This window comes from Umezawaea tangerina, assembly GCF_003002815.1.
In the GTDB taxonomy this organism is placed as follows: domain Bacteria; phylum Actinomycetota; class Actinomycetes; order Mycobacteriales; family Pseudonocardiaceae; genus Umezawaea; species Umezawaea tangerina.
Map to the genome: position 1 here is coordinate 704,527 of NZ_PVTF01000001.1, position 21,179 is coordinate 725,705.

Annotated in this window: 23 protein-coding genes; 13 read left to right on the forward strand and 10 right to left on the reverse strand. The window is 71.2% G+C overall.

Going from position 1 to position 21,179, the window contains the following annotated elements:
- Positions 1-2: 2 nt before the first annotated feature.
- Together CLV43_RS03340 and CLV43_RS03345 are read left to right on the forward strand one after the other, a co-directional pair.
- Entirely contained in the window at positions 3-782 is a 780-nt protein-coding gene (locus tag CLV43_RS03340; RefSeq protein WP_245886095.1) for a DUF742 domain-containing protein, read from the forward strand.
- Positions 763-1,368: a GTP-binding protein gene (locus CLV43_RS03345; RefSeq protein ID WP_106185428.1), complete on the forward strand. Its 606-nt coding sequence runs from the start codon at positions 763-765 to the stop codon at positions 1,366-1,368. Before CLV43_RS03340 ends, CLV43_RS03345 begins: the two co-directional genes overlap by 20 nt.
- A 122-nt stretch (positions 1,369-1,490) precedes the next feature.
- Here the strand turns inward: CLV43_RS03345 and CLV43_RS03350 are convergent, their stop codons facing one another.
- Positions 1,491-3,746, reverse strand: coding sequence for a helicase-associated domain-containing protein (locus CLV43_RS03350; protein ID WP_106185961.1), 2,256 nt, complete (start codon positions 3,744-3,746; stop codon positions 1,491-1,493).
- A 72-nt stretch (positions 3,747-3,818) separates the two neighbouring features.
- Here CLV43_RS03350 and CLV43_RS03355 point away from each other — a divergent pair, with 72 nt between their 5' ends.
- From CLV43_RS03355 to CLV43_RS03370, 4 genes are all read left to right on the forward strand, one after another.
- Entirely contained in the window at positions 3,819-4,004 is a 186-nt protein-coding gene (locus CLV43_RS03355; RefSeq protein ID WP_106185429.1) for a hypothetical protein, read from the forward strand.
- 133 nt (positions 4,005-4,137) lie between these two features.
- Positions 4,138-5,529, forward strand: coding sequence for an NAD-dependent malic enzyme (locus CLV43_RS03360; protein WP_106185430.1), 1,392 nt, complete (start codon positions 4,138-4,140; stop codon positions 5,527-5,529).
- Positions 5,530-5,615: 86 nt separating this feature from the next.
- Complete coding sequence (gene moaC / locus CLV43_RS03365) at positions 5,616-6,098, forward strand: cyclic pyranopterin monophosphate synthase MoaC (protein ID WP_106185431.1); 483 nt, start codon at positions 5,616-5,618, stop codon at positions 6,096-6,098.
- Entirely contained in the window at positions 6,095-7,018 is a 924-nt protein-coding gene (locus tag CLV43_RS03370; RefSeq protein WP_106185432.1) for a molybdenum cofactor biosynthesis protein MoaE, read from the forward strand. Before moaC ends, CLV43_RS03370 begins: the two co-directional genes overlap by 4 nt.
- A 423-nt stretch (positions 7,019-7,441) precedes the next feature.
- Here the strand turns inward: CLV43_RS03370 and CLV43_RS03375 are convergent, their stop codons facing one another.
- The 3 genes from CLV43_RS03375 to moaA all read right to left on the reverse strand — a co-directional run bounded on the left by CLV43_RS03375 (position 7,442) and on the right by moaA (position 10,965).
- Entirely contained in the window at positions 7,442-8,098 is a 657-nt protein-coding gene (locus tag CLV43_RS03375) for a LysM peptidoglycan-binding domain-containing protein (RefSeq protein WP_106185962.1), read from the reverse strand.
- Positions 8,099-9,650: 1,552 nt separating this feature from the next.
- Positions 9,651-9,905 carry a MoaD/ThiS family protein gene (locus CLV43_RS03380; protein ID WP_106185433.1) on the reverse strand — a complete coding sequence of 85 codons (255 nt, stop codon included), beginning with the start codon at positions 9,903-9,905 and terminating at the stop codon, positions 9,651-9,653.
- 1 nt (position 9,906) lies between these two features.
- Positions 9,907-10,965, reverse strand: a complete 1,059-nt coding sequence (gene moaA / locus CLV43_RS03385) for a GTP 3',8-cyclase MoaA (protein WP_106185434.1) — start codon at positions 10,963-10,965, stop codon at positions 9,907-9,909.
- Between the two features lie 147 nt (positions 10,966-11,112).
- Here moaA and CLV43_RS03390 point away from each other — a divergent pair, with 147 nt between their 5' ends.
- From CLV43_RS03390 to CLV43_RS03405, 4 genes are all read left to right on the forward strand, one after another.
- On the forward strand, positions 11,113-11,571 hold the full coding sequence (locus CLV43_RS03390; RefSeq protein WP_106185435.1) for a MarR family winged helix-turn-helix transcriptional regulator: 459 nt from the start codon (positions 11,113-11,115) through the stop codon (positions 11,569-11,571).
- 33 nt (positions 11,572-11,604) lie between these two features.
- Positions 11,605-12,408: an HAD-IIA family hydrolase gene (locus tag CLV43_RS03395; RefSeq protein WP_106185436.1), complete on the forward strand. Its 804-nt coding sequence runs from the start codon at positions 11,605-11,607 to the stop codon at positions 12,406-12,408.
- Positions 12,409-12,646: 238 nt separating this feature from the next.
- Positions 12,647-13,447: a metallophosphoesterase family protein gene (locus CLV43_RS03400; protein WP_245886096.1), complete on the forward strand. Its 801-nt coding sequence runs from the start codon at positions 12,647-12,649 to the stop codon at positions 13,445-13,447.
- A 78-nt stretch (positions 13,448-13,525) separates the two neighbouring features.
- Positions 13,526-15,127 (forward strand): AMP-binding protein, encoded by a 1,602-nt coding sequence (locus CLV43_RS03405; RefSeq protein WP_106185437.1) that lies wholly within the window; start codon positions 13,526-13,528, stop codon positions 15,125-15,127.
- Positions 15,128-15,169: 42 nt separating this feature from the next.
- Here the strand turns inward: CLV43_RS03405 and CLV43_RS03410 are convergent, their stop codons facing one another.
- Together CLV43_RS03410 and CLV43_RS03415 are read right to left on the reverse strand one after the other, a co-directional pair.
- The gene (locus CLV43_RS03410; protein WP_146174627.1) at positions 15,170-15,706 is read right to left on the reverse strand and encodes a hypothetical protein; all 537 of its coding nucleotides are present in this window, start codon (positions 15,704-15,706) and stop codon (positions 15,170-15,172) included.
- Between the two features lie 250 nt (positions 15,707-15,956).
- Positions 15,957-16,331, reverse strand: coding sequence for a YccF domain-containing protein (locus CLV43_RS03415; protein ID WP_106185439.1), 375 nt, complete (start codon positions 16,329-16,331; stop codon positions 15,957-15,959).
- Between the two features lie 32 nt (positions 16,332-16,363).
- On the opposite strand from CLV43_RS03415, the gene CLV43_RS03420 reads away from it, so the two are divergent.
- Positions 16,364-17,335 (forward strand): Gfo/Idh/MocA family protein, encoded by a 972-nt coding sequence (locus CLV43_RS03420; RefSeq protein WP_106185440.1) that lies wholly within the window; start codon positions 16,364-16,366, stop codon positions 17,333-17,335.
- On the opposite strand, the gene CLV43_RS03425 is transcribed toward CLV43_RS03420, so the two are convergent.
- Both CLV43_RS03425 and CLV43_RS03430 read right to left on the reverse strand, forming a co-directional pair.
- Complete coding sequence (locus CLV43_RS03425; protein WP_106185441.1) at positions 17,317-18,546, reverse strand: Nramp family divalent metal transporter; 1,230 nt, start codon at positions 18,544-18,546, stop codon at positions 17,317-17,319. The two genes, CLV43_RS03420 and CLV43_RS03425, sit on opposite strands and share 19 nt — an antisense overlap.
- A 112-nt stretch (positions 18,547-18,658) precedes the next feature.
- The gene (locus tag CLV43_RS03430; RefSeq protein ID WP_106185442.1) at positions 18,659-19,249 is read right to left on the reverse strand and encodes a TetR/AcrR family transcriptional regulator; all 591 of its coding nucleotides are present in this window, start codon (positions 19,247-19,249) and stop codon (positions 18,659-18,661) included.
- Positions 19,250-19,325: 76 nt separating this feature from the next.
- Here CLV43_RS03430 and CLV43_RS03435 point away from each other — a divergent pair, with 76 nt between their 5' ends.
- Entirely contained in the window at positions 19,326-19,973 is a 648-nt protein-coding gene (locus tag CLV43_RS03435) for an HAD family hydrolase (protein ID WP_106185443.1), read from the forward strand.
- Here the strand turns inward: CLV43_RS03435 and CLV43_RS03440 are convergent.
- Positions 19,936-20,139, reverse strand: coding sequence for a hypothetical protein (locus tag CLV43_RS03440; protein ID WP_106185444.1), 204 nt, complete (start codon positions 20,137-20,139; stop codon positions 19,936-19,938). The genes CLV43_RS03435 and CLV43_RS03440 overlap by 38 nt on opposite strands.
- Positions 20,140-20,262: 123 nt before the next feature.
- On the opposite strand from CLV43_RS03440, the gene CLV43_RS03445 reads away from it, so the two are divergent.
- Complete coding sequence (locus CLV43_RS03445; RefSeq protein WP_106185445.1) at positions 20,263-20,649, forward strand: cold-shock protein; 387 nt, start codon at positions 20,263-20,265, stop codon at positions 20,647-20,649.
- Between the two features lie 27 nt (positions 20,650-20,676).
- On the opposite strand, the gene CLV43_RS03450 is transcribed toward CLV43_RS03445, so the two are convergent.
- Positions 20,677-21,165 carry a DUF2771 family protein gene (locus tag CLV43_RS03450; protein ID WP_106185446.1) on the reverse strand — a complete coding sequence of 163 codons (489 nt, stop codon included), beginning with the start codon at positions 21,163-21,165 and terminating at the stop codon, positions 20,677-20,679.
- Positions 21,166-21,179 lie beyond the last annotated feature (14 nt).

The following is a 21,179-nucleotide window of genomic DNA, read 5'->3' on the forward strand; positions in this document are numbered from 1 at the left end:
AGATGGCTGAGAGATCGGGCGCCCACGGACGTCGCTTCGGTAGCGGTTTCAACTACCAGGAGTGGGCGGTCGGGGGTTTCCAGTTCTCGGATCCGGACGCCGCTGACCCCGCGCCGGATGAGGAACCGGACGAGGAAGCAGTGCCCAGCGTCAAACCGGTTGTCCGGCGGAAACGCGGGCGACCGAAACGCGAGAGCGCGGAGATCGATGGCACAGGGCAGGGGCTAGACGACATGTCTCAGCGTGAGGTTGACGATTCGTCGTACGACTACGACGACGTGCCGAACCGTTTCGACATCGACGGGTACGGAAGTGGTCTGTTCGGCGGACCGGGTGCGGATCTCTTCGGTGCCCACAACCTGCCCGACAGCGTTCCGGAACAACTGCCGTACACGACCGGCCAGCAGCCGATCGTGCGGCGCGAGGAGAACCCGGCGGCCGAATCGGGTTCGCTGGTCCGTCCGTACACCCGGACCGGTGGTCGCACACGACCGGACTACGATCTGGCCATCGAGGCACTGGTGTCCACCAGTGAGCGCGGGCTGGAACGTGACGCGGCGGTGCTCCCAGAACACCGGTCGATTTGCGGGATCTGCACGGACACCCGTTCGGTGGCCGAAGTGGCCGCCCACCTCCGACTGCCGCTAGGCGTCGTCCGGGTGTTGATCGGGGACATGGCCAGCATGGGTTTGGTTTTGATTCACCAGGGTGGTCTGGTCGTGGGAGACCGACCTTCCATTGACTTCCTTGAGAGGGTGCTCAGTGGGCTTCGCAGGCTCTAGTCCCCAGGGCGCCGAGGGCGCACGGAAGCCGACGACCTCCGCGAAGATCGTGGTCGCGGGTGGCTTCGGCGTGGGCAAGACGACCTTCGTCGGCTCGGTGTCCGAGATCGTGCCGTTGACCACCGAGGCGGTGATGACCGAAGCCAGCGCGGGTGTGGACGACCTGTCGGCGACGCCGAACAAGGTCACCACCACCGTCGCGATGGACTTCGGACGCGTCTCCCTGGACAGCGACCTGATCCTGTACCTGTTCGGTACGCCGGGTCAGCACCGGTTCTGGTTCATGTGGGACGACCTGGTCCGTGGCGCCATCGGCGCCATCGTCCTGGTCGACACCAGGAGGTTGGCCGACGCGTTCGCGTCGATCGACTTCTTCGACGACCGGCAGCTGCCGTACGTCGTCGGCGTGAACTGCTTCGACGGGTTGCTGCACCACCGCATCGAAGACGTGCGGGAGGCGCTGACGATCGACCAGTCCGTGCCGATAGTGACTTGCGACGCGCGGAACCGGCAGTCGACCAAGCAGACGTTGATCACGCTTGTCGAGCACGCCATGCGCCAGTGGATGTCCGTCCGAGCGGGTTAGTCCCGCCAGGTCGACGCCTGGTGCGATCCCCCTTCCGCAGGGGACCGCACCAGGCCTTCGGCATGCCCTGACCGCGGTTGCCGGCTACTGATGACCCTTCGGACCTGCTCGTGCCGGTGGGCTCAGTCCTCGACGAGCGCCGCGGACGTGATGCGGTGCAGCGGGAAGCGGCGGACCTCGCCGTAGCTGAGGTCGTAGCCCTCCAGCACGCCGCCGCCGACGATCTGGGGCTTGATCACGCGGGTCGCCGCCGTGCCGTGCGAGTCGACCAGGTCGACCAGCACGCTGCGCCCGTCCTTCGCCGCCCGCTGGAGCAGACCCAGCGTGGCCGACGGGCCGTTGCCGTGGTTCGCGGGCACGGAGATCCGCTCGCCGCGCTGGGTGGACCGCGCCCGGTCGCCCGCCCTGACCAGCCGCACCAGCTCGGACAGCTGGTCCTCGCTCGGCGTCGGCACGTGCACCGGCCTGCGCGTCGCACGGGACTTGCCGGGGATGCGCCTGCCGCCCACCCGCAGGTCGAGCACCCGGCCGTCCGGGCCCTCGGCGGCGGGGGAGAAGCCCGCCCCGCGCAGCCCGTCCAGGACGTCGGCCAGCGGCAGCGGGCTGACCAGGACCGTGGGGGCGATCTTGCGGAGCTCCAGCGCGTCCGCGGCCGGGTGCGCCATGACCTCGGTGAGCAGCACCGGGTCGTCGCAGCGCAGGAACGACCCGGCGGCACCGCCGCGCAGCCTCCCGTGCTTGCGGGCCGCGTCGTCGATCAGGTAGGTCAGCGACTGCGGGATCGGTGTCCTCGACCCCTTGCGGAACAGCTCGTGCAGGTCGGAGGCCGTGCGCCCGGCGTCGAACGCGCGGCGCACGGAGCCCTCGCCCACCCGGTACACCGTGGCGCCGCCCGCCGACTCGACGTCGGCCACCAGCGCCAGGTCGTCGGCCAGTTCCGGCTCCAGCCTGCCGGGCGCCACCACGGTCAGGTCCGCCTGCACCAGGAAGTGGTCGACGGGCGCCGGCAGCGAGTCCGACAGCTGCTTGGCCGCCAGTGCGGGGCCCTCGCTGAGCAGCACCCGGCCGGCGGTGGTGATCGCGCCCCTGGACAGCACGGCCAGCGCGGTGCCCTCGGCCATCGTCCAGCGGACCAGCTCGTCGCGCAGCCGCCCGCCCCGGCGGGGCGCGCGCCACGCCAGCACGGCGGCCAGCTCACCGGCGTTCGTCACGGTCGTGCCCGGCTCGAGGCCCGCCAGCGCCTCCAGCACCCAGCGCCGGTCGCGCGGCGCGTTCGGGCGGTTCAGCTCGGCCGACAGCGGGTTCAGCAGCCGTTCGCGCTCGTCGCGCTGCCCGACCAGGCCGGGCAGCCGGGGCAGGTCCAGCCACGCTTGAGCCAGCGTCGACCAGCGCACCTCGGGGGTGGCGGTCAGCCAGGTGTCGGCCAGCGCGGTCGGCACCCACTCGGGCTCGGCGCCCTCGCTGTCGCCCACCAGCCCGGCGGCCACGACCACCTCGACCAGCAGCGCGGCCCGCTGCTCGTCGACCTCCAGGTCCTTGGCGATCCTGCGCATCTCGCGCACGCCCAGCCCGCCCGTGCGCAGCACCGACGGCGGGTCGGCCGACCACGCCGAGATCAGCGACTCGACGTGGCGGAGCAGCTCCAGCGCCTCGCCGGCACCCGTCTCGTCCACGACGGCGACGTCCAGCGAGGTGGTCCTCATCGACGGCTCGGTGACCTGGATCCGGCCCAGCGGGCGGTCGCCGCGCACCAGCAGGCCGACCTCGCGCGGCAGCTCGACGGTCTGGCCGTCGCGGCGGATCAGCAGCCCGCGGGCCAGCAGCTTCTGGATCGGGGTCTTCGCCTGCTCCAGCGCCACGACCAGCGCGGCGTCCCTGGTCTGGCCGATCGGCGGGCCGTCGGCCAGCGTCTTGAGCACCCGCAGCTCGTCCTCGCCCAGCGGGCTCAGGTCCACGTCCGCGAGGGCGGGCACCGAACGGCCGAGGCCCGCGGGGAACGCGGCCACCGCGTCCCGCGAGGCGGGCGGGGTCGACAGGGCCTCGTCCGGGCCCCACAGCAGGGCGCGGGCGCGCAGCGCGGCCAGTGCCTGCTTGAGCGGCCTGGCCTTGACGTCCTTGCCCAGCAGCCGGGCCAGGTCGGGCTGCGGCACCGGGTTCAGGTCCGCGTCCAGCACCAGCAGCGCCTCGAGCACCGTCAGGGTGAACGTGTCCAGGTCCTCGCACGCCCGCGAGACCGACGCGCGGGTGCCGATCCGGGCCGCCAGCACCGCCGTGTCGGCCGGGACGGGCGTGGCCAGGTCCGGGCGGGCGCGCAGGAGCGCTACGAGCACCGAGTCGTCCTGTGCGCGCAGCCAGTCGGCCAGAGTGGTGCCGGACATCTGCACCACGGTATATGTGCGCGCCCTGATCGGGCACACTTGTCCCGACGTAAGCACCACCGAGGAGGAATCGTGGCGAAGGCCGCACGCCCTGAGCGCATCGACCCGCACTGGCCCGTAGTGCCCGAGGGCGAGCACGTCGTGAGCGAGCTCGCCAGCGACAGCCAGGGGGCGCAGTCGCCCTTCGGCGTCGTCACCTTCCCGCTGGCGGCCGAGGAGCTGCCCTACCGGCACCCGGTGACCGAGATCAACAGGTAGTCCCGCCGCCGGGCCGCCGCCCCCGCGGGCGGCGGCCCAGGCGTGACTCCATTCGCCGAGCCGCGCGCGTTCCGTAATGGCTCGGAGACTAGGCTCGACCACCGCGTGGGCAGTACTTGACGTGGGAGGTTCGATGCCGGTCCCCGGCCCTGGTTACTCGATCACCGTTCGACTGGAGGCACCGCCTTCGGCGAGCGCCGCCGGTGACCTGACCGGTGCGGTCGGGCGAGCGGGTGGCGTGATCACGGCGTTCGACGTCGTGGAGTCCCACGGCGACCGCGTCGTCATCGACCTCACGTGCAACGCCCTGTCCGCGAACCACGCGAAGGACATCACCGACACGCTGGAGACGTCCCCCGGCGTCGTCGTCCGCAAGGTGTCGGACCGCACGTTCCTGGTCCACCTCGGCGGCAAGATCGAGGTCACGTCGAAGGTCCCGCTGCGCAACCGCGACGACCTCTCCCGCGCCTACACCCCCGGTGTGGCCCGCATCTGCCAGGCGATCGCGGAGAACCCCGAGGACGCGCGCAGGCTGACGATCAAGCGCAACACCGTCGCCGTCGTGACCGACGGGTCGGCCGTGCTGGGCCTCGGCAACATCGGCCCCGCCGCCGCCCTGCCCGTGATGGAGGGCAAGGCCGCGCTGTTCAAGAAGTTCGCGGGCGTCGACGCGTGGCCGATCTGCCTGGACACCCAGGACACCGAGGAGATCATCCGCACGGTGCAGATCCTGGCGCCGGTCTACGGCGGCATCAACCTGGAGGACATCGCCGCGCCGCGCTGCTTCGAGATCGAGGCCCGGCTGCGCGAGCTCCTGGACATCCCGGTCTTCCACGACGACCAGCACGGCACGGCCATCGTGGTCGTCGCCGCCCTGCGCAACGCCCTGCGCGTCGTCGGCAAGGACATCCGCAACTGCAAGATCGTGGTCTGCGGCGCGGGTGCCGCGGGTTCGGCGATCATCCGCCTGCTGCTCCAGCAGACGCCCGGCGACGTGATCGCCGTGGACGTCGACGGCATCGTGCACCGCGACCGCGAGAACATGGACAGCAACCTCAAGTCCATCGCCGAGCGCACGAACAAGAAGAACGCCAAGGGCCGCCTGCACGACGCGCTCGTCGAGGCGGACGTGTTCATCGGCGTGTCCGCGCCGAACCTGTTCGGCGCCGCCCAGGTCGCCACGATGAACTCCGACGCCATCGTGTTCGCGCTGGCCAACCCGGACCCCGAGATCGACCCGATGGAGGCCCAGCAGCACGCCGCCGTCGTGGCCACCGGGCGCAGCGACTTCCCGAACCAGATCAACAACGTGCTCGCGTTCCCCGGCGTGTTCCGCGGTCTGCTCGACGCGCACGCCAGCACCATCACCGACTCGATGCTGCTGGCCGCCGCCAACGCCATCGCCGACGTGGTGTCGCCGGACCAGCTCAACGCGTCGTTCATCGTGCCCAGCGTCTTCGACGCCACGGTGTCGGGCGCGGTGGCCGAGGCCGTGCGCAAGCAGACGGCCGCCGCGCAGGCCTGAGCGCCCGGTGACCAGTTCTCGCCGGGGTGTCGAGGAACGCCCCGGCTGGAACGGCGGTACTTGGTGTCCGCACTAAAGTCGAGGGCATGACCAAGCAGTTCACCCATCTGGACTCCAGCGGCGCGGCCCGCATGGTCGACGTCTCCGGCAAGGAGCCCACCGCGAGAACCGCGGTGGCGACCGGCGTGGTGCACACGACGGCAGAGGTCGTGGCGCTGCTCGCCGGGGACGACCTGCCCAAGGGTGACGCGCTCGCGACCGCCAGGATCGCGGGCATCATGGCCGCGAAGCGCACGTCCGAACTGGTGCCGCTGTGCCACCCGCTGTCGTTGTCGAGCGTGCGGGTCGACCTCGTCCTGGGCGAGGCCGAGATCCGCATCTCCGCCACCGTCCGCACGACCGACCGGACCGGTGTCGAGATGGAGGCCCTCACGGCCGTCTCCGTCGCCGGTCTGACCTTGCACGACATGGTGAAGGCCGTCGACCCGTGCGCGTCCATCGACGCGGTGCGCGTCGAGCGCAAGGACGGCGGCAAGTCCGGCACCTGGATCCGCCCGGAGGGCAGATGAACACGGCTCGAGTCATCACCGCTTCCAACCGCGCCGCCTCCGGGGTCTACGAGGACCGCGGCGGCCCGTTGATCGTGGAGTGGTTGCGCGGCAAGGGTTTCGAGGTCCCCGACGCCGTCGTCGTCCCCGACGGCGAACCCGTCGCCGACGCCCTCCGCCAGGCTGTCGCGGCCGAGGTCAACGTCGTCGTCACCACCGGCGGCACCGGCATCAACCCCACCGACCGCACCCCCGAGGCCACCCGCTCCGTCCTCGACTACGAGGTCCCCGGCCTGGCCGACGCCATCCGCAACTCCGGCTGGCCCACCGTCCCGACCGCCGTCCTGTCCCGCGGCCTGGCAGGCGTCGCCGGCCGCACCCTCGTCGTCAACCTCCCCGGTTCCACCGGCGGCGTCCGCGACGGCCTCGACATCCTCGGCCTGGTCGTCGACCACGCCGTCGACCAGCTCCGCGGCGGCGACCACGTCCACGCCACCGCCCCCCTCCACACCGGCCCGGCAGCCGTGCTGCGCGCCACCGTCAGCGAAACCCCGCTCTCCCTCGAAGAACACGCCGCCCTCGTCGAGGACGCCGGCGCAGGCGCCGTCGTCACCTTCGCCGGCGTAGTCCGCGACCACGACCACGGCCGCTCGGTCCGCGAACTCGAATACGTCGGCCACCCCAGCGCCGCAGACATCGTCGCCGAAGTCGCCGCAGACATCGCCACCCGCTACTCCGGCGTCCGCGCCCTCGCCGTCTCCCACCGCATCGGCCCACTGTCCATCGGCGACGTCGCCCTGGCCGTCGCCGTAGCAGCCGAACACCGCAAAGAAGCCTTCGCCGTCTGCTCAGAACTGGTGGACGAGGTCAAACGCCGCCTCCCCGTCTGGAAACGCCAGGTCTTCACCGACGGCACAGACGAATGGGTCAACTGCCCATAAGAACGACCCGTCAGACAAAGCCGGCCAGCCACCCACCAACCCCGCCCCGATGGGCGAAGCCCGCCAGCGCCCATCCGGCGCGGAGCGCCTGGGGCCTTGTCGGCGCCAGCCGATGCCTTGTCCGACGCGCAGCGAGGATGCAGTGTCGGACGGAGTCCGATGCTTGGTCAGGCGGAGCCTGATGCTGGCGAAGCCAGACTTCCCCTCTGCCCCCGATCCACAGCGCCCTCCTGCTTGATCTTGCTTGTCAAGACAGCTTCATCGTCTTGACAAGCAAGATCAAGCATTGAGACAATCGCGCGCCGGGGGCCGGGCTTCACCACTTGGTGGGCACCGCACTTCTCAGGTAGGCAAAGCGCCACCCCAACGCCAAAACCCTCCAACCGCCACGAACAGCGGTTGGAGGGCCTGCAAGCCAAATGCCTACTTCGTGGCGATCTTCTGGCCGGGCAGGATCAGGTCGTGGTTCGGGATGAACTCCTTGTTGAGCTCGGCCAGCTTCTGCCAGCCCCCTTCGACCTTCTGCTCGTCGGCGATCTTCGACAGGGTGTCGCCCGCCTTGATCTCGTAGTCGCCGTTCGGGTTCGTCGTCGGCAGTGCGACCACCACGGGGGCCGCGTACTGCTGCTGGACCGGCGCCTGGGCCGCGCGCTGCTGCGTCGGGGCCGGGGTCGCCTGTCGCTGCGGGGCGGGGGCCTGTGCCGCCGCGGGGGTGCCGCCGCCGCCGAGTCCGCGCTGGCCGCAGACCGGCCACGCGCCGATGCCCTGCGACTGGAGGACGTTCTCGGCCACGCGGATCTGCTCCTCGCGGGAAGCGCCCGCGGCCGAGCCGGAGCCGCCGTTCGCGGCCCACGTACCGGGGGAGAACTGCAGGCCACCGTAGTAGCCGTTGCCGGTGTTGATGCTCCAGTTCCCGCCGCTTTCGCACTGCGCGACGGCGTCCCAGTTCACGTCGCCCTGGGCTTGGGCTGTACCGGCGGCCATGCTGAGCGGTGCACCGACGATGATGCCGGCCACCGCGACCTTGGCGATGCTGCGAGCGGCACTGGACAGCTGGCGGTGCTTGCCTCGGTAAGAAATCATTTTCCTCACGGTCCACCAGCACCTGCGTGCGGAACTCGGGTTCGGGCCCGGTGGTGTTCCTCAGCCCCTGTCCGGCGGGTTTTCTCGCTCGGGGTTGTTTGCCGGGGGACCGCTGGACAGGGCTCGGTGCTCGGTCTCCCGGTAGTGCTCGTGACTGGTCGGGGCCAGTCGATTAGCGACCGTACGTAACCGCTGCCGGGAACCCAAACGATTCGGGCCGTGACGCACGCCACAGTGACGAATCGCGGTCTGCGGTGGAGGGTCTGTTTCTCCTGGTAGGAGCGTCGTTACCGGGCCGTATCCGTACTGAGATCGGTCGAGATAAATCACCCTAAGTGAGGCGTGCCTCACGTGATTGCTCCACTCGGGCACCCCCGCCAAGTCCCCCGAAACCGATTCGCGGCGTCCGAAATGAGGGTCCCTCGCAAGCCGGTGGATCACCTCCGCCGACCGCCGCCAACGATCTTCACGACGAACACGAACGATCTTCGCGGCGAACATGCGCCATTCCGCGCACCCGCAATTCCGCCCGCCGGAAATCCCGACCCGCCCCCACCGCGAGATCCCGCACCGGTTGCGGCCCCGCCCCCTCGGATGCACTCTCTACGACGACCGCCCACCACGACCGACCGGAGGACATCCCCACCGCCCCCGCCTTGGCCCCACCGCCCGCAGGGTCCACCCACCGAATCCCCGAGCCCCTCCACCACGATCCCCAAGATCACCCCAGGTGATCACCCACCGAAAACTGTCGTACCCCCTCGGTAGGTTCGAATCGGGGGGCCCACCCAAGCGGGGGACTCCCGCTCCGCCATGAGCCAGCGGACTGTCCCCCGAGTACGCGAGAGCTGTCCTCTATATAGAGGACACCCCTACGCGTATGTAGAGGACACCGCGGCACGCATCCGCGACACGACGACCGCCGAACGCACGCATCCGCGAACCCCACCGACACCACTGCCCCATCAGGTCAGCTCGGTCGCCGACCCCACTGCGCCGACCGCTGACGATCCGCCGCAGCGCCCACCCCGCCCAGCCCTCGGCGAACGGCGGCAGCACACCGGGCATGGCTGAACTGCCGCTCGCGGACGGCGGGCGCATATCGAACCCAGGACTGCCGCGGTCTCCGGCGGGCGGTGCCCCCAAGTCCCGGCAAGAACCCCTCAGCCTCGGCGAGTAGCGGCAGTGCAGGGGTATCGCTGAACTGCCGCTCGCGGACGGCGGGCGTGTGTCGAACCCAGGACTGCCGCGGTTCCCGGCGGGCGGTGCCCAAGTCCCGGCAAGAACCCCTCGGCCCCGGCGAGTAGCGGCAGTGCAGGGGTATCGCCGAACTACCGCCCGCGGACCGCGGGCGCCTATCGAACCCAGGATTCCCGCGGTTCCCGGCGGGCGGTGCCCAAGTCCCGGCAAGAACCCCTCAGCCCCGGCGAGCAGCGGCAGTACAGGGGTATCGCCGAACTACCGCCCGCGGACCGCAAGCGCACAGCGCGAACCAGAACTGCCGCGAGCGCCTGCGGCGGCAGTACCTCCAAGTCCCGGAGAGAACCCCTCAGCCCCCGGCGAACGGCGGCAGCACGTCCAGCAGTGCCCCGGACCGCACCGGAATCCCGCGATCCCGCACCGCCACCCCGTCGAGCAGGAAGCTGGCGGCGGCGAGCACCCGTGCCAGTGGTTCCCCGTGCCGTTCGTGCACCAGCGTAAGCACGTCGGCCACCGTCGCCCCGCCGGTGAGCGGGATGCTCTCGTCCGGTACCCCCGCGGCCGCTCGGGCCCCCGCGAAGTACCGGATCGTCAGTTCGGGCAACTCATCCTCCGATTGCGCTCATGGGCCGGTCGGGCTGGTGGAAGCCCGCGTCGTTGATGCCGTGGCCCGCGGCCTTGGCCCACATGGTGGCGCGCCACATGTCGGCGATCTCGTCGTCGGACGCGCCGGACCGCAGCGGGGCGCGCAGGTCGGTCTCGGACTGGCTGAACAGGCAGTTGCGGAGCTGGCCGTCGGCGGTGAGGCGAGTGCGGTCGCAGGCGGCGCAGAACGGCCTGGTGACCGAGGCGATGACGCCGACGACGGCGGGGCCGCCGTCGACGAGCCAGCGTTCGGCGGGGGCGCCGCCGCGGGCGGCGGGTTCGGGGGTGAGGGTGAAGCCGGTGGCGAGGGAGTCGAGGATCTCGGCGGCGGTGACCATGCTGGTGCGGTCCCAGCCGTGCTGGGGGTCGAGCGGCATCTGCTCGATGAACCGCAGCTGGTAGCCGTTCTCGACGGCGAACCTGAGCAGCGGCACGGCCTCGTCCTCGTTCACGCCGCGCAGCAGCACGGAGTTGACCTTCACCGGGTCCAGGCCCGCGGCGCGGGCGGCGGCCATGCCCTCGAACACGTCGTGCAGCCGGTCGCGCCTGGTCAGCTCGTGGAACCTGGCCCGGTCGAGGGTGTCCAGCGATACGTTCACCCGGTTCAGGCCCGCCGCGACGAGGGAGTCCGCGCGCCTGGCGAGGGACAGGCCGTTGGTGGTCATGGAGATCTTCGGTCGCGGTCGCAGCGCCGCGGTGGCCGAGATCACGTCCTCCAGGCCGCGGCGCAGCAGCGGTTCGCCGCCGGTGAACCGGACGTCGGTCACGCCGAGCCGGGTGACGGCGATGGCGAGCAACCGCGCCAGCTCGTCGTCGCTGAGCACCTCGGGCTGGGGAAGCCAGTCCAGGCCCTCGGCGGGCATGCAGTAGGTGCACCGGAGGTTGCACCGGTCGGTCAGCGAGACCCTGAGGTCGGTGGCGACCCGGCCGAAGCGGTCGACCAGGCCGGGTGTGTTCGGACGCGTGGAGGCGTCCGGCGTGCCGCGCACGACTGGCAACCCGAGTTCGACTGCTGTCACCTCCGCCAGGGTAATGCGGAATCACTTGTGGGTGGCGTCCCAAGACGGGCCTGTGACGCAGGCGTTAGTTGTCGTCACCCACAAGGCAGAGGTGGGACGCCGTTTCTTAGTCGCTAAGATGTTGAACAAGCCAAGAGGAGTGTGGTCATGGCCGAGGTGCCGACGGACGTGCTGGAGCGCTTCGCCTGGTACGCGCGCGAGATGAGCGCTCTCACGGTGATGTTCCACAGCAGGGTCGCCGAGCAGATGGGCGTGTCGGCCACCGACGAGAAGTGCCTCGACCTGGCCATGCGCGCCGACGGGCCGCTCACGGCGGGCCGGATCGCCGAGCTGTCCGGGCTGTCCACGGGCGCGGTGACCGGGGTGATCGACCGGCTCGAACGCGCCGGGTACGTCCGCCGGGTCCGCGACCCGCACGACCGCCGCAAGGTCCTCGTCGAGGTCACCCCGCAGAACTCCGAGAAGTTCGCGCACCTCTTCGAAGGGGCGATGGAGACCGTCGAGAGGGTCCTCTCCCAGTTCACGCCGGAGGAGCGCGACCTGCTGGAGCGGTACAACAAGCTCACCATCGACGTGTTCCGCGAGCGCATGTTCACACCTGACTAGCCGCTCACCACGCTCGGGTGAATCATGTGCCGCATGCCGGAGCGTTGGAACTACCTGATGGACATGGACGGCGTCTTGGTGCACGAGGAGCACCCGATTCCGGGCGCCGGTGAGTTCGTCGCCGAGCTGGCGGGCAACGGGATCCCGTTCCTCGTGCTCACCAACAACTCGATCTACACGCCGCGCGACCTGCGGGCCAGGCTGGCGCGCACCGGGCTGGACATGCCCGAGACGGCGATCTGGACGTCCGCGCTGGCCACCGCCAAGTTCCTCGACTCGCAACGGCCGAACGGGTCCGCGTTCGTGATCGGCGAGGCCGGTCTGACGACCGCGCTGCACGAGATCGGGTACGTGCTGACCGACCGCGACCCGGACTACGTGGTGCTCGGCGAGACCAGGACGTACAGCTTCACCGCGATCACCAAGGCCATCCGGCTGGTCGAGGAGGGGGCGAAGTTCATCGCCACCAACCCCGACGCCACCGGCCCCAGCCGCGAGGGCTCGCTGCCCGCGACCGGTGCCGTCGCCGCGCTGATCGCCCGCGCCACCGGCCGCGAACCGTACTTCGTCGGCAAGCCCAACCCGTTGATGATGAGGTCGGCGCTGCGCGCGCTGGGCACGCACTCGGCGAACACGCTGATGATCGGCGACCGGATGGACACCGACATCCGCGCGGGTCTGGAGGCGGGCCTGCAGACCATCCTCGTGCTGTCCGGCATCTCCGCCGACTCGACCGCCGAGATGTACCCGTTCCGCCCGACGCGGGTCATCAGCTCGATCGCCGAGCTCGTCGGCAACTCCGCCGACCCGTTCGCCGACCCGTCCGGCAAGGGCTGAACGTGCGCGGGCGGTGGCGACCGAGGGGAGCGCACCGCACGTCGTGCCCGCCGGGAACGTGATCAGCGGCACTGCCGAGAAGCTGTGGCGGCGGGTGGGCCGACCGTCGCGGTGGGGGACGCGCAGGCGAGCGCGTCCCTCCCGTGGACCGATCCGCCGTGGTCGCGGATCGGACTACCTGATGACGGTCTGATCGACTTTTCGGCGACACCACCGCGAGTCGCATATCGTCGCGAGTGTGGACACCGACCGGCGAAAGCTCTTCGTGGTCGGCGACGTGCACGGGCACCTCGCTGAGCTCGCTCGTTCCCTGCACATCGCCGACCTTCTCGACTCCGACGGCGACTGGTGCGGTGGGGAGTCGGAGCTCTGGTTCCTCGGTGACTTCGTCGACCGCGGCCCCGACGGCATCGGCGTGATCGAGCTGGTCATGCGGCTCTCCGGCGAGGCCGCGGAGGCGGGCGGCAGCGTGAACGCGCTGCTGGGCAACCACGAGGTGCTGCTGCTCGGCATGCACCGCTTCGGCGACCGCACGGTGCCGGGCGCGCCCAGCGCCCGCAGCTTCGAGCGCAGCTGGCTGATGAACGGCGGCCTGCGCAGCGACCAGGACCGGCTCACCGACAAGCACATCGACTGGCTCACCAGCAGGCCCGTCATGACGCTCGTCGACGACCACCTGCTGATGCACTCCGACACGATGGCCTACCTCGAGTACGGCGACACCCTGGAGGAGATCAACGACGCCGTCCGCGAGGTCGTGGCCGACAACGACCTCGGCGACTGGTGGGAGTGCTGGCGCCGGATGACCACCCGGTACGCGTTCCGCGGCACCCACGGCGTGGAGACCGCGGACCAGATGCTGGAGCAGCTGGGCGGCAAGGTCGTCGTGCACGGCCACAGCGTCATCGCCGACCAGCTGGGCGTGCTGCCCGAGCAGATCGACGGCCCGCTCCAGTACGCCGACGACCGCGTGCTGGCCATCGACGCGGGCCTGTACAGCGGCGGGCCCTGCCTGGTCGTCGAGCTCCCCTACGGCTGACCCGCCGGACGAGGCTGCTTTCGGCCGGTCCGCGTGCGAAGGTGTGGATGCGCCACAACGTCGTCGCGGGAGGTCAACGTGTCCACGGTCAGCTACTCGTCCGGTACGTCCGCCGTTCCCCTGCTCGGCGACACGATCGGCGCCGACTTCGACCGCGCCGTCGCGCGCTTCGGCGACCGGGAGGCCCTCGTCGAGTGCGAGACCGGCCGCCGCTGGACCTACCGCGAGCTCGGCGCGGAGGTCGACGCGCTCGCCGCGGGCCTGCTGACGTCCGGTGTGCGGGTCGGCGACCGGGTCGGGATCTGGGCGCCCAACCGCGCCGAGTGGGTGCTCGTCCAGTACGCCACGGCCAAGATCGGCGCGATCATGGTCAACGTCAACCCGGCCTACCGGGTGCACGAGCTGGAGTACGTGCTCAACCAGTCCGGCGTGCGCACGCTGGTGGCCGCGCGCGAGTTCAAGACCTCCGACTACGCGGGCATGGTCGAGCAGGTCCGGCCGAAGTGCTCCGGCCTGGAGCAGGTCGTGCTGCTCGGAAGTCCCGAGTGGACGGACCTGCTGGCCACGACCGAACGGCCCGAGCTGCCCGTGCTGTCGGCCGACGACCCGATCAACGTGCAGTACACGTCGGGCACGACCGGGTTCCCGAAGGGCGCGACCCTGTCGCACCACAACATCCTCAACAACGGCTACTTCGTCGGCGAGCTGGTCGGCTACACCGAGGAGGACCGGATCTGCATCCCGGTGCCCTTCTACCACTGCTTCGGCATGGTGATGGGCAACCTGGCGGCCACCTCGCACGGCGCGTGCATGGTCATCCCCGCGCAGGGCTTCGCGCCCGCGGCGACGTTGCGCGCGGTCGCCGAGGAGCGCTGCACCTCCCTCTACGGCGTGCCGACGATGTTCATCGCCGAGCTGGCCGAACCGGACTTCGACACCTACGACCTGTCGTCGCTGCGCACCGGGATCATGGCCGGGTCGCCGTGCCCGGTGGAGGTGATGAAGCAGGTCATCGACCGCATGGGCATGCGCGAGGTGTCCATCTGCTACGGCATGACCGAGACGTCACCGGTCTCCACGCAGACCCGCGTGGACGACTCGCTCGACCGCCGCGTCTCCACCGTCGGCCGGGTCGGCCCGCACCTGGAGGTCAAGATCGTCGACCCGGTCGACGGCCGGACCGTGCCGCGCGGCACCCCCGGCGAGCTGTGCACCCGCGGCTACTCGGTGATGCTCGGGTACTGGGAGCAGCCGGACAAGACCGCCGAGGCGATCGACGCCGCGCGCTGGATGCACACCGGCGACCTCGCCGTCATGGACGACGACGACTACGTCAACATCACCGGCCGCATCAAGGACATGGTGATCCGCGGCGGCGAGAACGTGTACCCGCGCGAGATCGAGGAGTTCCTCTACACCCACCCGGACGTGCTCGACGCGCAGGTGATCGGCGTCCCGGACCCCCGCTACGGCGAGGAGCTGATGGCGTGGATCCGACTGCGGCCGGGCGTCGCCGAGCTCACCGCCGAGGCCTTGCGCGAGTTCTGCGTGGGCAAGCTCGCGCACTACAAGATCCCGCGGTACGTGCACGTGGTCGACGAGTTCCCGATGACCGTCACCGGCAAGGTCCGCAAGATCCAGATGCGCGAGGAGGCCGTGGGGATCCTGGGCCTGGACTAGTGCGGTGGACCGGGGGACCGCCTGGACGGCGGGGCTCCCGCGCTAGAGGCTGGTGTCGATCGAGAAGTCGACGTCCGCTTCCCCCGTGCCCGCACCGCGCGCGGTGACGACGAGGGTGTCCTGGACCGTCGTGTCCTCGTCGAAGTCCACCAGCAGCCCCGGCCACGACTCCTCCGGGTCGACGACGTCGGGGATCGTGCACCGCATGCCGCCGTCGTCCGCCGCGCAGGCCCACTCGCCGTCGTCGCGGTGGCGCAGGCGCAGGTGGTCCGTCGGCACCGACAGGACCACCTCCAACGGCTTCGTCGTGGTCGACGTCCCGGTGTTGGTCACGGTCACGATCACCGAGAGGGAACCGTGGCCCGACAGCACCCCCTTGTCCGACAACGAACTGCCCGGCGCGGGGAGCAGGTCCACGTCCAGCGGCACCGACTCCGCCGTCGCCGACGTCGAGGCACCCGGCCCGCTCACCGCCGTCGGCGGACCGGCGCACCCCGCGCCGACCACCAGCAGGACCGCCAACGCGATCCCCGTGCGCCCACTGCCCGCAACCGCTTTCCCCCGCCCGACCCCGGTCATGTCCGTAGGACGCGCGACCGCCGGGGATGTTGTCCGGATCACCCACCGGTCCCGGTGGCGACCACCTCCGCGGTCGGGTCGGCGACTAGGGCGTGTGTCGAAGTCTCGTTCGATGGGAGTCGCGCCTGAGGTGGTTCCTGGCGGTGCGGCCGACTGGCCCGCATACCGCTGTTGTATGCGGGCCAGTCGGCCGTGCCCTCAGGGGCCGCCTCAGGCCCGGCTACCGCGAACACGGACTTCGATACACGCCCTAGGGCAGCGGGACGATGACCTTGCCGAGCGGCATCAGGGAGACGGGGATGAGCTTGAAGTTCGCGATGCCCAGGGGGATGCCGATGATGGTCACGCACAGGGCGATGCCGGTGACGACGTGGCCGACGGCGAGCCAGATGCCCGCGAAGACGATCCAGATGATGTTGCCGATCAACGAGGCCGCGCCCGCGGTCGGCCGGTCGACGACGGTGCGGCCGAACGGCCAGAGGGCGTAGTTGGCGATCCGGAACGACGCCAGGCCCCAGGGGATCGTGATGATCAGGATGCAGCAGATCACGCCGGCGACGGCGTACCCCACCGCCATCCAGAATCCGCAGAGCACGAGCCAGATCAGGTTGAGGATGAGGCGCATACCCCGATCTTGCCCGATTAGGCTGCGCCCTTGTGAGCAACCTGGTGCGTTGGGGTGTGGTCGCCCCCGGTGGTATCGCCGACGTCGTCACGTCGGACCTGGTGCGGGTGCGGGGTGCCGAAGTGGTGGCCGTGTCGTCGCGGGCGCTGCCCCGCGCGCAGGAGTTCGCCGCCAAGCACGGCATCCCGCGCGCCTACGGCGCGACGGCCGACCTGCTGGCCGACCCCGAGGTGGACGTGGTCTACGTGGCCACGCCGCACGCCCAGCACCACGCGGTGGTGCGGGAGGCGCTGCTGGCGGGCAAGCACGTGCTGTGCGAGAAGCCGTTCACGTTGAGCGTCCAGGACGCGCGGGAGCTGGTCGACCTGGCGCGGGAGCGCGGCCTGTTCCTGATGGAGGCCATGTGGACGCGGTTCAACCCGCTGGTCCGCCGGATCAGGGAGCTGGTGGCCGGGGGCGCGATCGGTGACGTGCGGGCGGTGCACGCGCACTTCGGCTTCACCGCGGCCTACGACCCGGAGCACCGGCTGTGGAACCCGGCGCTGGGCGGCGGCGCCCTGATGGACCTCGGCGTGTACCCGGTGTCGTTCGCGCACATGGTGCTCGGCGAGCCGGAGTCGGTCACCGTGCACGGCTCGCTCGCGCCGACCGGGGTGGACGCCGACGCGGCCCTGCTGCTCGCCTACCCCGGCGGCGCGCACGCCCTGCTCACCTGCTCGCTGATCAGCACGCCGGAGGTGCGCGCGACGATCGTCGGCAGCGGCGGCCGGATCGAGGTGCCGGAACCGTTCTACAACCCGGCGGTGATCGTGGTGAACGGCGTGGAGGAACGGGCCGAGCTGGACGGCAAGGGGTACACCCCGCAGCTCGTCGAGGTCACCCAGCGGATCTCCAACGGGTACACCGAGAGTCCGGAGATGCCGCTGGACGACACCGTCGCCGTGCTGCGCACGCTGACCACCGCGCTGAAGGCGCTGGGCGTGGACTACGCGAACGTCAGGTAGACCAGCGCGAGGTTGAGGGCGATCACGGCCACCGACACGGCACCGGCCGCGACGGTCGTGCCGAGCCGGTTGGCGGCCGTGCCCATCACCGACCGGCTCGCGGTCAGCCGCACCAGCGGCACCAGCGCGAACGGGATGCCGAACGACAGGACGACCTGCGACAGCACCAGCGCCGTCGTCGGGTCCGCGCCCGCGCCGAGCACTACCAGCGCGGGCACCAGCGTTACCAGCCTGCGGGCGGGCAGCGGGATCCGGCGGCGCAGCAGGCCGTCCATCACCACGGCACCCGCGTAGCAGCCGACGGCGGTCGACGCGAAGCCCGACGCGAGCAGCCCGACGGCGAACAGCAGCGCGATCCCGCCGCCGAGCCGCGCGTCCACGGCGGCGTGCACGCCGTCGAGCCCGTCCACGTCGGACGACCCCCGCAAGGCGCTCGCGGCGAGCAGCAGCATGGCCAGGTTGACCGCGCCCGCGAACACCATCGCGACGACCACGTCGACCTTCGTGGCGGCCAGCAGCCGCTTGCGCGGCGCGCCCTCGGCGGGCCTGCCGTGCCGGTCGCGGGCCAGTGCCGAGTGCAGGTAGACGGCGTGCGGCATCACGGTCGCGCCGAGCATTCCCGCGGCGAGCAGCACGCTGTCCGCGCCGTCGAACCGGGGGAGCAGGCCGGCGGCCGCCGCCCCCGCCGACGGCGGGTCGACGAACAGCCCGGCGGCGAACCCGACCGCGATGACGACCAGCAGCGCGGTGACGACCCGTTCGAACGGCCGTTGCCCGCCGCGGTCCTGGACCAGCAGCAGCACCGTCGACACGACCCCGGTGACCAGGCCGCCGAGCACCAGCGGCAGGTCGAACAGCAGGCCGAGCGCGATCGCGCCGCCGAGCACCTCGGCCAGGTCGGTCGCCATCGCCACGACCTCGGCCTGGCCCCAGTAGGCGAGCCGCGCCGACCTCGGCATCCGGTCGCGCACGGCCTCGGGCAGCGACATCCCGGTGACCAGGCCGAGCTTGGCCGACAGGTACTGCACCAGGCCCGCCATCACGTTGGCCACGACCAGGACCCACACCAGCAGGTAGCCGTACCGGGCGCCCGCCGCGGTGTTCGTGGCGACGTTGCCGGGGTCGACGTAGGCGATGGCGGCCACGAACGCGGGACCGAGGAGCGCCGCGCCCGCCCGGACGCGGGCGACCCTGGTGCGGATGGCGACCACCGGCGGACCTCCTCGAACACTTGTCGCAACATCATGGCAACAAGGCCGAGTGCGGTGCGGGGCGGCCCACCTGGTGGGAGATCACCCACGGGGCGGGGACGTCCGGTGCCGGTCAGGCCACCCGCGGCAGGATCGCCCGAGCGACCGCCAGCATGGCCTCGACGGCCTGATCCCGCGGCGCGCTCGGCATCAGCAGGTGGCTCAGCGCCAGCCGCACGGTCGTCTCGGCGGCCAGGTGCAGCCGGTCGTCGGGCAGGTCGGGCCACCGCCGCCGGAGGTGCTTGGCGACCATCCCGGTCGCCGGGAGCAGCACCGGAAGACCCCTGGTGGTCAGGAACGGCAGCATGTCCTCGGCGTCCGCGCCGGTCACCACCGACGTGACCAGCCGGTCCTCCGCAGCCTGCGCCAGCATGAACGTGATCGCGTCCCGCATCCCGTCGAACGGGTCGGTCGCCCCGCCGAGCCTCTCCTCGACGCCCACCAGGTACTCGGCCGTCCGGTGCACGGCGACGGCCTGGACGAGCCCCGCCTTGTTGCCGAACTCGTTGTAGACGGTCTGCCTGCTCACGCCCGCGCGGCTCGCCACGTCGGCCAGCCGCAGCCCCGCGACGCCGCGCGCGGCCAGCAGGTCCGCCGCGACGGCGAGCAGGCCCTCGCGCAGGGACGCCTTCGGGGGCTGGCCGGGAGCGGTGGCTCGACTCACGCCCCGAGCTTTACACACCGCGCGCCCACCACTTGGACACCGGCCCGTGTTCCGTCAAGCCACGTAGAGTGGGCCGGTGCCGTTGACCGTGGGATTCGACCTGGACATGACCCTCATCGACCCCCGGCCGGGCATGGCCGCCGTGATGGACGCGGTCGCCGCGGAGTCCGGTTACCCGCTCGACGGCGCCGCCTTCGCCGCGCACCTCGGGCCGCCGCTGGACATGGTCTACCGCGACTCCGGCGTGCCAGAGGAGGAGATCCCGGACCTGGTCGCCCGGTTCCGCGCCCTCTACCCCGACGTCGTCATCCCCTCCACGGTCGAGCTGCCCGGCGCCGCGCGCTCGCTCGCCGCGGTGCGCGAACTGGGCGGCGAGGTCGTGGTGGTCACCGGCAAGTACCGCCAGAACGCCGCGCTGCACCTGGCGGCGTTCGGCTGGGAGGTCGACCACCTCGTCGGCGGCGTCTGGTCCACCGGCAAGGCCGAGGCGCTCCGGCTGCACGGCGCCTCGGTGTACGTGGGCGACCACGTCGGCGACATCCGCGGCGCCAAGGCGGCCGGGGCCGAGGCGGTCGGCGTGGTCACCGGACCGTGCAGCGCCCGCGAGCTGGAAGAGGAGGGCGCGGACCTCGTGCTGCCCGACCTGACCGGGTTCCCGGACTGGCTGCGGGCCAACGCCGACCGGCTCAGCGCCTCCGCGCTCGGGAGCTCCGCACCGCGCTGACCACACCCAGGCCGAGCCCGACCGGCGTCAGCAGCCACGCGGCGAGGTTCAGCCAGATCGGCAGGTTCGACCGGCCCGCGGCGAACAGCGCGAACACCACCACGATCGCCACCAGGCCGAGCGCGAACAAGCCCAGGGCCAGCGGCATCAGCTTCGGAGCGGTCATGCGACGAGGGTAGTCGCGCAATCGGAGGTGCCCGCGCCCTGGTCTTCTGGCTACTCTGGGGGAACGCGTCCTGGGTACGCCCGGGGCGCTTCGTCGTGTCAAAGCAAGGGAATGGTGAGGGCAGTGCCGACCGGCAAGGTCAAGTGGTACGACACGGAGAAGGGCTTCGGCTTCGTCACCCAGGACGGCGGCGAGGACGTGTACGTGCGGAAGTCCGCGCTACCTCCGGGCGTCGAAGGCTTGAAGGCCGGCCAGCGGATCGAGTTCGGGATGGCCGAGGGGCGGCGCGGCCCGCAAGCGCTGTCGGTGCGGCTCGTCGACCCGGCTCCTTCGGTGGCGGAGGCACGGCGCAGGCCCGCGGAGGAGCTGCACGGGCTCGTTGAGGACATGATCAAGCTGCTGGAGACGAAGATCCAGCCGGACCTGCGGCGCAACCGGTACCCGGACCGCAAGACCACGAAGCTGGTGGCCGAGGTGGTCAGGGCCGTGGCCAGGGAGCTCGACCCGTAGGCGACGGGGCCGGGGTGCCGTCGGGGGTCAGCTCTTCGCGCGGTCGTCCACCGACAGCACCCAGGTGCCCCTGGCGACGAACTGGATCTGGCCGGTCTCGTCGATCTGCACGCGCTTGCCGAACTGCTGCACCTCGACGCTCTCCAGCTGGTCGTCGGCGTTCGGCAGCTCCAGCGTGTACGCGTACTGGGGCTCGGCGTTGGTGAAGAGCTTGCTGCGCAGCGGTTCCTGCTGCTCCCCGCGCGCGTCGCGGTAGGTGAACTTCACCGACCAGGCGGACTTGGCGATGGTGCCGCCGACCGAGATCTGGACGGGTTTGCCCGGGGGCACCCGCAGCACGCCGGCCGCCCGCGTGTCGATGGCGCAGTTCTCCGACTCGAGGTCGCAGTACTGGGTGGGCTGGACGTTCACCGTCCTGCCCGACGAGTAGAACGTGACCTCGGGGGACGGGGGTGCCGAGCACCCCGCCGCCAGGAGGAGGGCGGTACTGGCCAGCACAGTCGGGACTCGGCGCACGTCGGGCGACTTTA